The organism is Paenibacillus sp. FSL R7-0048, assembly GCF_038004505.1.
GTDB lineage: Bacteria > Bacillota > Bacilli > Paenibacillales > Paenibacillaceae > Paenibacillus_AQ > Paenibacillus_AQ odorifer.
Window position 1 is genome coordinate 4,488,669 of the sequence record NZ_JBBORF010000001.1, and the last position, 16,143, is coordinate 4,504,811.

Consider the following 16,143-nt stretch of genomic DNA (forward strand, 5'->3'; position numbering starts at 1 on the left):
CTAGTATTCTACATCTTTACCTATAAACTTGAATTGAAGGAATGAGATAAATCCGATAATCGCTGCTAGAACTAATGATTGTGCCGCTGCCTCACCAAACTCAAAATATGTGAACGCATTGTTAAAGATTAACAAACCTACCATTGTTGTTGCATGGTCTGGTCCACCGCCTGTCATAAGATAAGCGTTTTGGAATACTTGGAAGGAACCGATAACACCCGTAACAAGTAGGAATAGCGTTGTTGGCTTAAGGAAAGGGACAACGATAAACCAAAGCTTTTGCAGGAAAGACGCGCCATCAATTTCAGCTGCTTCATAATAGCTGTTATCAATAGCGAGTAATGCGGCTATATAAATAATAATTGCTGTACCATGACTTGATAACCATGACATTAACACAAGTGAGAACATTGCAGTTGCACTGGAACCAAGCCAGTTTTGATTTTCAATACCTAAAAAACTCACGAGCTTATTGGCAATACCTGATTTTAAAGGATCGAAGATCCACAGCCACACAACAGAAAGCGCTACACCAGATGCTACGGCTGGCAAGTAATATAGTGCTTTAAAGATCGTTTGTGTTTTTTTCTTGAAAGGAATAATCAAAATTGAAATTAAAAATGATAGAAGAATATTAAACGGAACAGTTAATAGCGTATATACTAACGTGTTTTTCAGTGCTTTCCAGAAAAGTTCATCTGAAAACGAGTTAACGAAGTTATCCATGCCGACAAAAGTGGATCCTAATGGACCATATTTTTGTAAGCTGATAATAAAAGCATTGATGACTGGATATGCGGTAAATAAAGAAAACGCAATAAGTGCTACTGCGATAAACGCGTATCCCCAACCTGAGTCACTTTCGAGCTTCAATTTTTTTCTTTTAGTCAACGTTTGATTCATTGGGTCGCACCTCTCTTCTAAAAACAGTACAAGCTCTAGCTAATTTAGAAGGAAAGCTGTACGTTCTAGCTACGCACAGCTTTCACATGTCAGCCTACGACAGACTAGTCAACTACAATACCATCTTTACCGAAAGATTTAATTGCAGCTGCTTTAACTGCATCATACATTTCTTGTGGAGCAATCTCATTAGCAAGTAAGGCTTGTAGTTTAGGAATAATAACTTCTGTTTCAATTTTTAATGCTTCAGCAGCCAGATCAGTAGGAATATCTGTACGAGCCGGAAGCGCTTTGGCCATCATAGCTTTACCTGCAGCAACGTTATCTTCGTTACGAGGGAATTTTTCAAGTACTTCTGCATTACGTGCAGATTCAGTAATTGGTGATAAGAACAGCTCATTACTGTAGTTAGCAGCAATTGAACCAGAAGACAAGAAATTCGTTGCTAGGGCAATATTTTTGATGTGCTCTTCAGATGGAGCTTTTTTACCACGAAGTGCGATATAACCATCAACGATTGAAGTAGGGACATAATCGGCACCGTTGAATGTTGGGACTGGAAGTGAAATATAATCAACTTCAATAGAATCTGCAACAGCTGAACCATCGTTCGCTTTAATCTTCTCATTGTTTAGACGAGCAGAGTTTTCAAATGCAGATAAACCTTTACCTGTGATCATCGTTTGGCCCGTTAGGAACATGTTCCACCGTTTGCCAGCATCGATAGAGCTTAGCTCTTTAGGCATAGAACCATCGTTGATCATTTCGCGAATAGATGTAAGTAGCCCCAAGAAGTTTTTGCTTGTATACGTATATTTAAGATCTTTATCGAAGTAATCTGGTAAACCTGCAGTTTTAGCAAGAATAGCTAGATAGTCTTTAGATGCTACACCAGATGTTGCGAACACGAAACCATAACGAGTAGTTTCACCTTTATCATTTTTCACTACGCCTTTAGAAATTGCATTACGGAACTCTTCATAAGTCCAACCGTTTTGTTGAATGCTTTTCCAATCAATTCCGGCTTCTTCAAGGAATTGTTTGTTACCACCGATAGTGTGGATTTCCATATATGCTGGTAGGCCGTATTGAGCGTCACCTAGTTGGAAATATTTCAATGGAACTTCGTCATAATCGGCCTTGGCTTCATCAGAAAGGGCACCGTTAAGGTCGATTAGTACATTAAGTGCTGCATATTTCGAAATTCCTGAAGCACCGATAAAAGCAATATCTGGAGGAGAACCTGCATTTACTTGAGTATCAAGTTTTTGCGTCATATCTTCCCAGCTCGCTGGTTCGATTTTCAAAGTCAAGTTAGGATGTAGTGTATTAAATTCTTTTTCCATATCAGCAAAACGTGTTTGATAGTTCGCTGATATCGGAGGTAAAAGTGCTGTAATCGTATCCTTTTTAGGCTCAGAACCACCGTTACTAGTTCCTGTATTACCGGAATCTGTAGAAGTTGTAGCGTTATTTCCGTTTCCACCGCAAGCCGATAATAGTGATACCATCATGATTCCTGACAAAAACAGAGTTAATCCACGTGATCTTTTTTTCATCGAAAACAGCCTCCTCAATTATTAATAGCATCCATCCTGTTATTCCACTTTTCACACCTAAACCATTGATGCGATTGCCTGTTTCAAGCGTCCTCCGTTTGCGTTAAGTACTTGTTCTGCTTCTTTTGCATCTAACCCCGATTTAATCATCATAATTGCCAACTTACAGTTCATAGATGCTTTTTCAAGTGTTTCTGCGGCGGTTGATGTATCTACACCAGTCGTGTTCATGATGATACGAATCGAGCGATCTACGAGCTTAAAATTACTAGCCTTCAGATCAACCATCAAGTTGTTGTACGTTTTTCCTAACTTGACCATTGTGCATGTTGTCAGCATATTAAGCACCAACTTCTGAGCAGTTCCTGCCTTTAATCGAGTCGAACCGCTAATGACCTCAGGTCCTACAACAGGTGTTATACAAACATCTACAATGGGTTCGAACTTTGAGCCTCTGTTGTTACAAACACCGATAGTGGCTGCTCCAAGTTCCTTTGCTTTCGCTAAAGCTGCAATAACGTAGTTTGCACTACCGCTTGCCGAAATCCCAATTAGTACATCTTTGTTTGTTACACCAATGCTTTCGATTAATGCGATCCCTTCATCCATATCGTCTTCACAGCCTTCAACCGCAGTACGCAAAGCAATATCACCACCAGCGATATAGCCCTGCACCAAGGAAGGATCTGTACCAAAGGTAGGAGGACATTCGGAAGCATCCAGAACACCTAATCTTCCTGATGAGCCAGCTCCTATGTAAAACATTCTTCCACCATTAGACAACCTATGATGTAGAATATCTACCGCCTTTGCAATCTGCGGAATCTCCTCAGTTATAGCTCTGGGGACCAGTGCATCTTGTTGATTCATTAACTGGATCATTTCTTCCGTAGTACATTCATCAATCATTAATGTGTCTGGATTCACAGCCTCTGTTGTCAATCCCGCAAGGTAGTCATTCATAGCCATCCTCCTTCTTCCCAGTCTCAATCTGTCACCTAGTTAACAAAACGTGTTATATTAACTTACAATTATTATGCTCTTATACTAATACAACACCATCGCTTCGTCAATAGATTTTGAAATATAATTTCATAAAGAAATTAAATTCTGATGTTTTATTTCATTTCTTACATACTATGTTATACCACATTTATAAAGCGCTTACAAGATACAATTTAAATTTTTACCAATTGCTTTGATCGCTATGGCTCTAAGGTTAAAGCGATTTAAAAAAATGTATTATTTGCTGATTACCGCTCCAAACGAAACATAAAGTTACATCATCCGCGTTCAACCGGATGATGTTTCGTCTTCGATTCCATTCATTTTCTTCCTCATTATTGTGTGCCAAGCTATTAATTATTGAATTAAACTACTTATTATATTCATTAGATCGACGTATTCATCATGTAGATAATCTAACATGGATTGATATGTAGTACATTTTAGTACACGAATAAGCGAATGGAATACAAAAAAAGGAAAGCATTGATCCATGATCAATGCTTTCCTTCACATTCATTCTATCAGAACCTAATTTCTAAGTTTTTTCTTTAATATATTATGCGTTTTTGTTAAGTAGGTTTTTACTTCTTCATATTCTGCACTTGCGACACCAGCAAATAATATGTCGATGATCGTAAGCATCGCAATACGCGAGCCCATAGCCCCACTGCGGATTGTTATTTCAGGTGTGGATATGCTCAGTACAATATCCGCCCGCTCCGCAAGCTCACTTTTATTGTACTTCGTAATCGCAATACATTTCGCTCTATTCTTTTGGGCAATTTCCAGTGCATCAATAATATCACTAGTTGCTCCAGAGTTAGAAATGAAAATGGCAACATCATCTTTCTCAAGTAAAGTTGCTGCCGTGAGCTGACTATGACCATCTGTATAGGCATGACACATCTTATTAATTCGCGAGAACTTCTGTTCCCCGTCCATACAAACGAGTCCCGAAGCACCTATTCCAAAGAAAACAATTCGCTTACTATGACATAGTAATTCTACAGCTCTTGTAATTTCTTTTCGATCAATAACACTAAGCGTATCCTCAATGGACTTGCAATTATTCAATGAAATATTTGATATAATTGTCGAGAGATCATCACCTGGCTGAATATCTGTATATTGAGCCTTTGAATCCTCATCACGAGAACCCAAAGATGCCGATATACTCACAATAAAATTGCGGTATCCGCTGTAACCCATCGTCTTACAGAAACGAAGGACAGATGCATCGCTTGTCTTACTCGATTGAGCCAATTCCTTAATCGACAAATGAGGGATCTCTTCCGTATTTTCTAAAATGTAATCTCCGACCAATCGTTCAACTGGTGTAAAACTCTCTCGCATATCACGAATTTTAATTAATACGTTGTCATTTAGACTCATAATCTACCTACTCTAGATTTAATTAACACCTTTATTAATATCATAAACAATATAAACAACCTATTTCAATAACAAAATACGTTTCGGCATATCAAAGCTAATATTAATTAATCTATTAAAATCATCCTACTCTTAGGTCATCTGGTGACTTTACGTTGATTATAGCGTAATAAAGTTGTAAGGTATAGTCGATAATTATATACTTTCTGATATGGTGAAACAAGGGACCACAAAGGTCCCCGAAGATTCTTTCTATTGTTCTCAGCATACGTAATACGCATGTATTTTTAAATTTTACTGCCGTCTAAATATGACTCGATTTGTCAACGACATTCTTTGATGTAGCACCGTACTTGAACCATTTAATTTGCTAGCAAGCTGCTTTAATGTAGTCAAGAACACCGGCATGGCCGCTACACTTAGTAATAATAGTGCAATGATTAATACGAATGCTACCTGTATAAGTGTCGTTACGCCCGAAGGAATCAACGCGGCGCAGGTGATCCAACATCCCCTTCAAGCTCGTTATACCGCATCATCAGGAAGTAATCAACGCCCAGGGCTGCAATCATAATGAAGCTGAAAAATGGAACGATCCAGCTCAAGATTTCACTGATTCCAAGAGAAGTAAGTACACTAGCACCAAGGAAGCAATAATGAACAGAGAACTGGACACAGAGCGCGTAATGACTATTAGCACAATTATGATTCCGACCAGCATAATCACGGCTGTACGTACAAAGTCATCCTGTGAAATATTCTGCAAATCAGCATTGGTTGCAGTTGTTCCTGTTAAGGCTGCTTGCACTCCTTGCAAGTCGCTGCAATCTATTGGCATTCCAAAAGCTGTCTGCAAGTTCTTCTTCGAGCTCAAGCGAATACAGTAACTCACCTTCTTCCATCATTTTAGCGAACATCTTCAAAGGGCCATATACAGTGCAGATCAATGCCATGGAAGGCAGGGGGCGTAACAATTTCTCCTCCTTACCTGATTTGTCTATATCTAGAATGAATTTTAATAAATGACCGAATATTGCTTTGCTATGTTCGTCTAAGTAATATCCATCTTCATGCAAGCCTTTCTTTTGCGATTTTTTTGCGCAAGAAATAAAGAGTTCTTTATAATGTAATAATGTACATAAAGACGGATTTGGAGGGAAATAAATGGCAAGTCGTAAATGGGTATTAATCATAGACGATGAAGATGATTTAGCGCGTCTGATGAAGGCTGTTTTACATAAAGAAGGTGTTCCAGACGTTGTAACTGCCGGGACCGTTGCAGAGGGTTGGGACAAGTTTCAGGAGTATAATCCTGAGCTTATATTGCTAGATATTATGCTCCCAGATGGAGAAGGATATGACTTATGCAGAAAAATTCGGGAAACATCAAATGCACCCATCTTATTTATGTCTGCAAAAGACGAGGAAATTAATAAGCTGTTAGGACTGGCGATAGGTGGCGATGATTATATTACTAAACCGTTCAGTCCGAAAGAAGTCGCTTATCGGGTAAAGGCACAACTGAGAAGAGCTGGCTTTACAGAAGAAAAAAAAGCTCCGAAAAGCTTACAAGCTGGCCCCTTTGAGCTTAGTGCCAATGAGACAGAATTAAAAAAGAATGGCGAGGTCCTCGTGCTAACCGCCAAAGAAGTCGGTTTAATGAGCTGTTTTATGCATCATCCCAATCAGATTCTAAGCAAAGAAACCTTGTTTGGACAGGCGTGGGGTGAGGACTTTTTTGGTTCCGATAATACAGTGATGGTACATATTCGGCGCTTACGCGAAAAAATTGAGGCAGACCCTTCAAATCCTTCCTTTATTTTGACGGTTAAAGGGTTAGGTTATAAATTAAATACCAAGGAGTGAGACTAGTTGAAATGGAAATTGACACTCCGCTTTTTAAGATCGGTTATGACTATTGTTGTGATCGTTGGTATTGTAAACGCGATTTTGTTCCTTTCCTTATTCGTTATAAAGGTAAATAATAATAACTTTGGCACTGAAGAAGCATCTGCAGAAACCTTTAGCCGGACCTTTTCACAATACGTAGAATTACAGGCTGGCAAACCTGTTGTGAACGAAGAAGGTCTCAAAAAACTGCAAGAAATGAGCGCCTGGGTACAATTCTTGAATGACCAAGGGGAGCAAGCAGCTGCCTTTTATACCCCTAAAGAATTGAAAACAGAGTATTCTCCTATTGAAATTGTACAAATGTATAAATATAAAGAATTAGATGCACGCACGACGGTTTTTGTCAGCGAAGCCCAACATTTCAGTTACTTTTTAGGGATTAATAATCCTAAAATAGGCCGCTACGTAATGACCTATGACTACGCTAAAATTTTCAAAGATGTTAATGTTTTTCTTTTCATTTTTTTAATCGTTGATGTGCTTATTGTAATCCTCATTGGATTTCTATTTGGGAAAAAGTTAACTGCACCCCTTCATACATTAATAGAGGGTATTCAACAGCTCAGGCAACGACGTTTTAAGAAAATGCCTACTCCCAAAGGTGTTTATGAAGATGTTTTTCGTAATATGAATGAACTATCTGAAAAGCTCGATCGACATGAAGAGGAACGTAAACGTCTCGATCAAATGCGTGAGGAATGGATTAGCAATGTTTCACATGACATGAAGACACCACTTGCTTCTATTCAAGGTTATGCAGAATTTATTAACGACAGTGCCACAGATTTAACAGCCCAAGAATTACAGGAATACACGTCAATTATCAAGAGTAAATCGATGTATATGAAAGATCTGTTAGATGACCTCAATTTAACGACACGTTTACGTAATCACCAGCTATCCCTGCAATTTGAAGAGGTGAATCTCGTTCAGTTTCTACGAGAAATGACGATTGAACTTTTAAATGACCCGACCTTTGGAGAACGGCAGATAGAGTTTGAGGCGAATATGGCTAAAGCAATGCATAAAGTAGATAAGAAGTTACTAAAACGAGCGATCCTTAACTTGATCTACAACGCGCTGGTGCATAACGATGAAAATGTCGTGGTGAAGATTCGAGTGGATACAGGTTCAGAATCTCATACCCGAATTTCGATTTCTGATAATGGCCAGGGTATTTCGGCTAAAGATCTGGAACAGATTTTCGAACGCTACTATCGGGGTACAAATACAGCCAGCAAGCATGGTACTGGTTTAGGAATGGCCATCGCAAGAGACATTATTTGGGCTCATGAGGGGAAACTCGATATGACGAGCATTGAGAATACCGGAACCACCATTACTATACTTTTATAATACAAATGCCTTACTTACTCATTAGGCAGAGAAAAGGGCTGTGCTCCATTACCTTTATTGGAGACAGCCCTTCTTCAATTTATTAGTTTTTTATTGCTTTTAGCGGAATATCCTCTACCTTCACTTCATCATACGAGGAGACTTGATCACCTTTTTTTACATACATTTTTAAGTAGGCGCCTTTACGAAGATTTTTTTGTGCATTAAATTCCAGTGGAATTGTATTCCCTTTGGCATTTGTAGCTTCTAGTGTATAGGAATAGGAAGTCATCACTGTACCATCACTCAGTTTATATTCATGGGGTTCCCCATCCTCTGTAATTTGTAAATAATAATTTTCGGCATTCATGCGATTGAAATCAATCTTTGCTAGAGCAAAGACACCTACAACCCCAATAACAAACAAAATACCCATAGTAATTAGAAATTTTTTCATCTCAATCATCCTTCTGTTCTATTATTTAGTGTGATAATACGATTGTATGAAGCTACGGTTAAGAAATAATACAACCTATAAATTATGGTATAAGCAATCATCCAGAGCAACACTGGCTTTGCTAAATCTATCATCAGTAGACTAGAGAATGCTTTTAAAGCCACTACACTATGCAATAACCCTACTATAAGCGGTACAACAAAGATAACGAATACCTGTGACGCAATGGATTTCCGCATTTCTTTTGCACTGACACCCATTTTATGCAGCATATTGTACTGTGCTTTATCTTCTTCTGCCTCAGTTAAAACTTTAAAGTAAATGATACTGCCTGTGGCAGCCAGAAATACGAGTCCAAGGAAACTTCCTATAAAAAGTAGAGAACCCACACTTTCCAAGCTTGATCGGTAATCTTGAGGCCTGCTTGAAAATAGCGCTTCTTCAGGTAATTGGTTTGCAATTTTTGCAGATAAATCCACAGAGGCATCCTCTACCCCAAGAACACGATAGCGTAGCACTTCTCCATCATTCCGTAATACTTTATACTGTTCATCCGAGACTACAACTGTTATACCTGCTGTACCTGCATTTAATACGGTTTGTGTTTTAAAGCTTTGGAATGTGAGTGGATGGCCGTTGCCTGTTGTTATAGTTTTTCCTGTATACATAGGTGAGAACCTTTTGTTATATCCGATATCTAAAATAACCGCGTAGCCATCCTTTACATTTAATTTTTCTTTATGCTGTACATTTGCTAAGTTGTTGTATGTTTTTTCATTGATAACTGTATACCCTCTTTTATCAGAGCTATCGAACGAGGATGGCGAGTTTAATTCTTTCGTATGAAACGTAATGGATAGCGCTTCGATATTTTCATCGTATTTTGTAGCTGGCAGTACAGCACTTACTTGTTTATCCATTTCTGCATCTGTTAATTGATACATAAAGGTATTCGGATTAATCGTTTTTGCCGAGTCATTCGTATTGTAATACAGGCTATAGACCGCTCCACCGGCAGTTACTGTTGTAGCACTCAACACAGCAATCACAGTTAATGTACGTGCATTCCCACGGATACGATAGAGCAGCTGCGAAATGGTTATTACATGAAGGCCCTTCCACAGCCACTTTTCATTTTTCTTAATCATTGCTAACACAAAGCCAGTCACACTGTGGAACAATAAAAATGTACCCACAATTACCGTTGTTAAAATAATTAATACGGTCATGAGAAATCCGATTTTTGCCCATACCTTAGAAGTGAAAAGGTCCTGCATTGCAAGCCAATAGCCCAAGACAATAAGTAACACTCCAAGAACAGCTACTATCATAGATGGTTTAGGCGCCACTTCTCCCTTTTTGGAAGCATGAAATAAATCAATCAGCTTAAATTGATAGATCAAACGGTAGCCTTGAAACGATGTCACTAAGAAAATAACCAGAAATACGATAGCCGTGTTCATCGCTGCCGCCATTGAAAAAGTAAAGGGTGCTACAACGTCATAACCCATTAAATGAATCAAAATCGTCATAAATCCTTTTGAACAAAGGAAGCCAAATACAATCCCTACTATTAAAGAGAATAATCCTAATAATAAATTTTCAAAAAAGAGCATAAAACCGATTTGACGATTACGTACCCCCAGCAACGCATACAGTGCGACTTCTTTTTTACGTTTTTTCATAAAAAATGAATTGGAATAAGCTATAAATATGAACACGAAAAAGATAAGAATGACTGCCGCCCCACTCATTAGGGAACCCAGTTTTTGGGATGAAGCCGTCTGTTCTGCTATCGTATCACTATATTTTAAGGTCACAAATGTAAAGTAAATGATGATACTAAACACCATCGATGCGATGTATAAAAAATATTGCGAGAAGTTTCTGGCTATATTTTTTCTTGCTAGACTAAATAACGTCATCTACCTCACCCCCAATGGCCGCATGAACATCTAAGATCTCTTGGAAGAAGGCTTTGCGTGTCTGATCACGACGATAGATTTCTGTTGAAAATGAACCATCCTTGATGAAAATGATCCGGCGGCAGAAGCTTGCGGCAAAGGCATCATGGGTCACCATCATAATGGTCGAATTGTTATTTTCATTTAAAGTACTTAAGCTTTCCAATAAATCTGTTGCTGATTTAGAGTCAAGTGCACCTGTTGGTTCATCAGCCAAAATCAGTGCTGGCTCTGTCACGAGCGCTCTAGCCGCAGCGGTTCTTTGCTTTTGACCCCCAGAGATTTGGTAAGGATATTTCCCCAGTAAATCTTCAATCCCAAATACTTTAGAGATCTGAGTCACAAGGTGATTAATTTTCTTCGCTGGAATTTTAGCAATCGCCAGGGGAAGCAATATGTTCTCCTTTACCGTCAAGGAATCGAGTAAATTGTAATCTTGAAAGATGAACCCGAGATGTTCACGCCGGAAGTCTGACAAAGCTGCTTCCTTCAGATCATGAATACTCTTGTTCTTCATATATATCTTTCCTTCTGTTGGAGAATCTATGGTTGCTAACAAATTTAGCAAGGTTGATTTTCCCGCTCCGGAAGGTCCCATAATCCCTACAAACTCACCTTCATGAATGTCAAAAGACACGTTTTCCAACGCTGTGTAAGCAGCACTTAACTTCCCGTACACTTTTTTTACGTTTTCTACTTTTAATAATGGTTCCATTCATTTCACCTCATAATTTGCTGATACTTATACTATAGGCACCGAACCTTACAGCAAATTCATGCCAACCTTACAACAAGCTTAAATCTACAAAAAAAAGATACCCAGTAGCCATTTAAGACTACGGAGTACCCCTTTACGATTGAAAAAAATTCATTTTTTTCTCGTTGTATATAAATCAGAAGCTTCATCAAAGTAAAAACGGCGTTTTTGTTTGCCAAACACGACTAATATAACATGAATGAACAACACGATCGTTAAGATGATAGAGGTCAATGCTGCACCTAACGTTAAGAATATAGATGCCTTATAAAATGGAGAATCCATTGATATTTCCACATTATTCAACGTTTTTGCAATGACTGTTATGAAATACATCGCGTAAATGGCACCAAAGCGTTTAAATAATCGCTTGTTAGTTTCCACTCGACTTATTTTACTGTCATAGCGATAACGCATTATTTTCGTACCGATTGTCGATCCATTCCAAATCATCGGAATAATAAAAAAGGTTACAGAAAATGTAATGGTGCTCGCAATAAATTCACTAACCATATTAACGTTGGTCATACTCAACACAACTTTAACTACTAGGTTGCTGATAAATAGATCAATAATAACAGCCAGTAACACAGACATCCCTCTTACTTCATCAAGCGCTAATAATCTTTCCGCTTTCTCCTTAATTTTCTTTTTTGACGGGAATAACGCCAACACAGCTGGAGCAATAAAGAACCCCAGTACACCGCCAGTAGTATTTAACAATAAATCATCCACATCAAAAATACGATAAGGGCAATTATAAATCCCGTAAATGCCGGTTACCTGTGTTATCTCATAAAATAAAGTTAATAAGAACGTGAAGCCTAGAGCTTTCTTCCAATATTTCTTATCTTGAAAAAAGTATCGCAGATAAACACCAAAAGGTAATAATAGTAAGAAATTAAAAAACGCTTGATAGAATGAGGGTTGGCTAAATAATAGCCTATAAGTTGCAGGCTGTGATAACACGATGCCACTATTTCCAAAGGTGCCCACTATAAATTGAAATGGCATAAGTGAATAATGTTGTGTACCCGGTTTTTGAAGAGAACAAGTGTTACGTATTTCCGGCAACGGCAACAATACTAAAAATAACGCTGCTAGAAAGTAAAAGATAAACGAAAACGAAATTAACGTGGTAGAAAAGGGAAGGTAATTATATTTTCTATAGGTATAAATGAGCCATGGGATAAATAAGGAAAATGCTAAAACCACAAAAAAGATCGCTGCCACAAAGATCGGTTGAGTATATGCTGACATTTCTAGTTCACACCCCAAAATGATTTAGTATTCATATTAACCATAAAACTGATTCTAATTCAACTGGAGTTGGAACATTTTATCAAATTTAAGGATCCTGTAATGTTGGCATCAATTTAATGTAAGGTTCGCAACTTATACTGACTCCTAGGCAAATAAAAATATTTTCAAAGGAGCACTATTAATGAATCCCTCCATTTCGCAAAAAGAAAGAATCATTTCACTCGACATCATTCGCGGACTTGCTCTTTTTGGCATTCTGCTTATAAATGTTGGAGCCTTTAAAGTTATTATGGAAGGAGATCCCTTACCAGACTATAGTGGCATTAATGGAATCATCCATAGCTTGATAATCATCTTCGTACAAAAAAAGTTCTTTTCTATTTTTTCATTCCTATTTGGTGTAGGTTTATACATTTTCGCCTCAAGAGCCGAAAGCCGGGGAGATAAACCCAGATGGCGTATGGCTAGACGTTTACTAATCCTTTTGCTGCTGGGAATCATTCATGTATTTATCTTTTGGGGAACCATTCTGCCCGCATATGCCATTATCGGATTGTTTCTGATCCCTTTTTATCACACAACGGTTTCTACACTTAAAAAGTGGCTTATGGGTATGACATCCATTTACATCATTTCCTTAGTGGTAAAAATATTCCTGCCTTCTCAAGGGGCAATCTCATCTATTCTTGATATTTTTTCTAATGACGCTATACAAATCTTTATTATGTTTTTAGCTGGTTTTTTAACCGCAAAGTCAGGTTGGCTGACACATATACAAGAATTAACAAGACCCATTAGATGGATTCAAATGGTATCATTTCTGTTGTTCATTGGTTTTTCACTATGGATTTGGAACGCTTCTCAAAATGGGAACAGCAATGTAGATTCAGTTACGGGCTTAGGATCTCTCCCAACCACTTTGTTCTACTTAACAACATTATTTCTACTATTAGAAAATAAACAAATGGTGAAATTCCTGAAACCCATATCACGGGTGGGTCAAATGGCGTTTACAAATTATGTAGCACAAAGCATTATAGGGACGGCAATCATTTCAATGATAGGTCTCGAAGTCGTTTCACCAAAAGATATTCTCTACATCGCAGTTCTGATTTATATGATTCAAATCATTTTTAGCACCATTTGGTTCAAGTTTTTTTCCATGGGCCCTTTAGAAAAGGTTTGGCGCTTGATGACCTATGGAACAAAGCCTGCAATAAAACGATAAAAGCTTCGCTTTCCTCGCCTCAATTCAAGTCGGAATTTCTTATCTAAACCCAAAAACCCCTTTTTAAAAGGGGTTCTCAAGTTTAAGCGCTTTAACTTTTAGGCGACAGATCACAACATGAACTTTAAGAATTAGAGAATTAAGTCCAAAGCATCCTGCGAAATCCACACTTTATCTTTAATCATTACTGTCAGCACATTTAGTTTCGTTGTTTTGCCATCCTGAATGGCGATATTTTTATCTATAGGCAGCTTGAGAACTTGGCCTGCTTTTTTCACTACAACCACCGGATTAGTCTTATCGGTCTTATCTAGGGTAATCGTAGCTCCTTTGGCCTTGAATTTATCACTGGATACGTACAGTGTATCCTGAAGCTGCGCCAGATTGAGTCCGGTTACTTCTTGAATATACTTATTCACATCCGTATTCTGGATTACACCGCTGTTCATGAAATCGGTCGGTTTAAAATTAGCCGGATGGTAGGCGAACAATCCAACTTCTTCCGATGTGTGATCATCCGTAGAGAAGGTTACTCCTATTTTATCCCCCAAAATTTTACCGATGACTGGCGAAAGGTTATCCTGCATTCCCAATCTGACTTGATCCGCTTCTTCTTTGGTTAGATCACTAAGTCCATAATTATCCGCAAGGACCTTTTTGAAATTGCTCTCATTAATACTGCCTTCAATGTAATAACTGGTGTGCTTCGCTTTCTTCAGCACGGAGATTAGGTCTTTGGTAGAATCATAGTTCGTCATATTGAGCCCGCCGGTAGCATGATCCGAAACCGATAAGACTGCTGTATTCCCGTCTTTTTCTGCAAAATCAACAGCGGCTTTGAAGGCTTTATCAAACGCTAAGGTCTCACTCATAATCCCCACTGGATCGTTATCATGACCATACCAGTCAATCTGGCTTGCTTCGACCATCAGAATAAAACCATTCTCGTTCTGTGACAACTTCTCTATCGCTACATTGGTCATTTCGGCAAGGCTCGGTTGCTTTTGCGGGTTCAGGTCAAAATCAGCATCCAGTGCTTCGGGGTTGAATAGTCCCCAGATTTTATTCGTTTTAGAATTCATTAAACCTGCTTTATCCGTTACGTATTCATACCCATTTGATTTCAGGATTTTGGTTAAATCTTCTCCGTCCTTGCGGTTAATGTCTTCTTTGCCGGGTACCAAATACCCGGAACCGCCCCCAAGTAGTACATCTACACCACTATAGACCATCTGTTCTGCAATAGACTGCGCATTGTCACGCGTGTATGCATGACTTAAAAATGTAGCTGGTGTCGCATCCGTTAATTCACAAGTGAATACTGTTCCTGTACTTTTCCCTGCCATTCTCGCTGCATCCATAAGGGTAGGCAGAGGTTTGTTCATGTCCTCTGGTTTAACTGCGCTTACGAAAGGCATCGTTATTCGGTCTGGAAGTATGGATACCGTCTCACTCTTAACCTTATGGCCTGTGGCATAAGCCGTAGCTCCCGCAGCGGAATCTGTGGTCAGTGAATCCGTAGAATAGGTTCTCACCAGCCCGCTGAAATACTTATCCATCGCAAGCGCCTGACCTCCCTGATACCATCTGGCCAAGTTCACATCGGATAAGCTCATCCCATCCGTAATAAACAGGATTACGTTTTTGACCGATTTGTTGGTAGGAGCATCAGAGTTATTGGCGTAGGATGTTCCGTTGCCTGCTGCAAGCAGACTGCAAACCATAACTGTACTGCAAATTGTCCCGATAACCTTTTTGCGCATTTGAATCCTCCTCTAGCAGATTTTGTTAAGTACGTTACTAGTTTAAAGGAGGATTGTATGCGGGAGCAGCACCTATTCTCTTATTTTATATTAAATTCTATGCATATTTTGTCTTGACCTGTGCTACTGATATTTGTAAAAAAGGGGCGCCCTAGGGGCACCCTTTGCATTATTATTGTCTTATTACGAGGACATCTCGAGGCGCTCTACCCGTGCTTTGAATTTGGGAAATTTCGGAGCTTGTAAGGATACGGTCTACCAATATCAACGAAGATGTGACATTGTTAAAGTTAAAATTATTCAAGTTCGCTACGTTTTGGCTGCCACGGAATACACGGAACGATCCCTGAAAGTTAATTCGCGAAAATAGTACAAGCGTTACTTGAGAGCTCTGCACAACATTTCTGAGACGGAAACTCGAGAGAACGTTGTTAAACCGAAACGCTCCAAGATCACGAACCGCAACTCCTCCACGTCTGAATCGAATCCGGCGATTGGTAAAATTAGTACCCGACCAAAGAGTAAGACGTATATCACTGTTAGCCAACTAAATCAACTCCTTCTCTGAGATTGATATAGTCTATTACTAACTTCAAAGAACGG

The 16,143-nt window shown here is 38.8% G+C and carries 13 protein-coding genes and 1 pseudogene; 3 read left to right on the plus strand and 11 right to left on the minus strand.

Going from position 1 to position 16,143, the window contains the following annotated elements; all coding sequences use genetic code 11:
- The 6 genes and pseudogenes from NSQ91_RS20030 to NSQ91_RS32080 form a co-directional block, all read right to left on the minus strand.
- Positions 1-903, minus strand: coding sequence for a carbohydrate ABC transporter permease (locus NSQ91_RS20030; RefSeq protein WP_060622964.1), 903 nt, complete (start codon positions 901-903; stop codon positions 1-3).
- A gap of 104 nt (positions 904-1,007) precedes the next feature.
- Positions 1,008-2,462: an ABC transporter substrate-binding protein gene (locus NSQ91_RS20035; RefSeq protein ID WP_076190768.1), complete on the minus strand. Its 1,455-nt coding sequence runs from the start codon at positions 2,460-2,462 to the stop codon at positions 1,008-1,010.
- Between the two features lie 57 nt (positions 2,463-2,519).
- Positions 2,520-3,425, minus strand: a complete 906-nt coding sequence (murQ, locus tag NSQ91_RS20040) for an N-acetylmuramic acid 6-phosphate etherase (protein WP_076278682.1) — start codon at positions 3,423-3,425, stop codon at positions 2,520-2,522.
- Between the two features lie 573 nt (positions 3,426-3,998).
- A complete protein-coding gene (locus NSQ91_RS20045; RefSeq protein ID WP_042129113.1) occupies positions 3,999-4,862 on the minus strand; it encodes a MurR/RpiR family transcriptional regulator in 864 nt (287 codons plus the stop codon).
- 294 nt (positions 4,863-5,156) lie between these two features.
- Positions 5,157-5,685, minus strand: a pseudogene (locus NSQ91_RS20050) (MMPL family transporter); the annotation flags it as partial.
- Entirely contained in the window at positions 5,630-6,055 is a 426-nt protein-coding gene (locus tag NSQ91_RS32080; RefSeq protein WP_081386402.1) for a hypothetical protein, read from the minus strand. The gene NSQ91_RS32080 and the pseudogene NSQ91_RS20050, both read right to left, overlap by 56 nt.
- Here NSQ91_RS32080 and NSQ91_RS20055 point away from each other — a divergent pair.
- On the plus strand, positions 6,027-6,728 hold the full coding sequence (locus NSQ91_RS20055; RefSeq protein ID WP_076127196.1) for a response regulator transcription factor: 702 nt from the start codon (positions 6,027-6,029) through the stop codon (positions 6,726-6,728). The genes NSQ91_RS32080 and NSQ91_RS20055 overlap by 29 nt on opposite strands.
- 6 nt (positions 6,729-6,734) lie before the next feature.
- Positions 6,735-8,129, plus strand: coding sequence for a sensor histidine kinase (locus NSQ91_RS20060; protein ID WP_076304562.1), 1,395 nt, complete (start codon positions 6,735-6,737; stop codon positions 8,127-8,129).
- A gap of 82 nt (positions 8,130-8,211) precedes the next feature.
- Here the strand turns inward: NSQ91_RS20060 and NSQ91_RS20065 are convergent, their stop codons facing one another.
- From NSQ91_RS20065 to NSQ91_RS20080, 4 genes are all read right to left on the minus strand, one after another.
- Positions 8,212-8,565, minus strand: coding sequence for a YxeA family protein (locus NSQ91_RS20065; RefSeq protein ID WP_036688737.1), 354 nt, complete (start codon positions 8,563-8,565; stop codon positions 8,212-8,214).
- A gap of 5 nt (positions 8,566-8,570) precedes the next feature.
- Positions 8,571-10,490: an FtsX-like permease family protein gene (locus NSQ91_RS20070; protein ID WP_076304561.1), complete on the minus strand. Its 1,920-nt coding sequence runs from the start codon at positions 10,488-10,490 to the stop codon at positions 8,571-8,573.
- Positions 10,477-11,244, minus strand: coding sequence for an ABC transporter ATP-binding protein (locus NSQ91_RS20075; protein WP_038572078.1), 768 nt, complete (start codon positions 11,242-11,244; stop codon positions 10,477-10,479). The genes NSQ91_RS20070 and NSQ91_RS20075 overlap by 14 nt, the downstream gene beginning before the upstream one ends.
- Before the next feature lie 153 nt (positions 11,245-11,397).
- The gene (locus NSQ91_RS20080; RefSeq protein ID WP_076304560.1) at positions 11,398-12,546 is read right to left on the minus strand and encodes a VanZ family protein; all 1,149 of its coding nucleotides are present in this window, start codon (positions 12,544-12,546) and stop codon (positions 11,398-11,400) included.
- Positions 12,547-12,730: 184 nt separating this feature from the next.
- On the opposite strand from NSQ91_RS20080, the gene NSQ91_RS20085 reads away from it, so the two are divergent.
- Entirely contained in the window at positions 12,731-13,777 is a 1,047-nt protein-coding gene (locus NSQ91_RS20085) for a DUF418 domain-containing protein (protein WP_076182853.1), read from the plus strand.
- Between the two features lie 131 nt (positions 13,778-13,908).
- Here NSQ91_RS20085 and NSQ91_RS20090 read toward each other — a convergent pair whose 3' ends face one another.
- Positions 13,909-15,540 carry an alkaline phosphatase gene (locus NSQ91_RS20090; protein ID WP_076127207.1) on the minus strand — a complete coding sequence of 544 codons (1,632 nt, stop codon included), beginning with the start codon at positions 15,538-15,540 and terminating at the stop codon, positions 13,909-13,911.
- Positions 15,541-16,143: the final 603 nt, after the last annotated feature.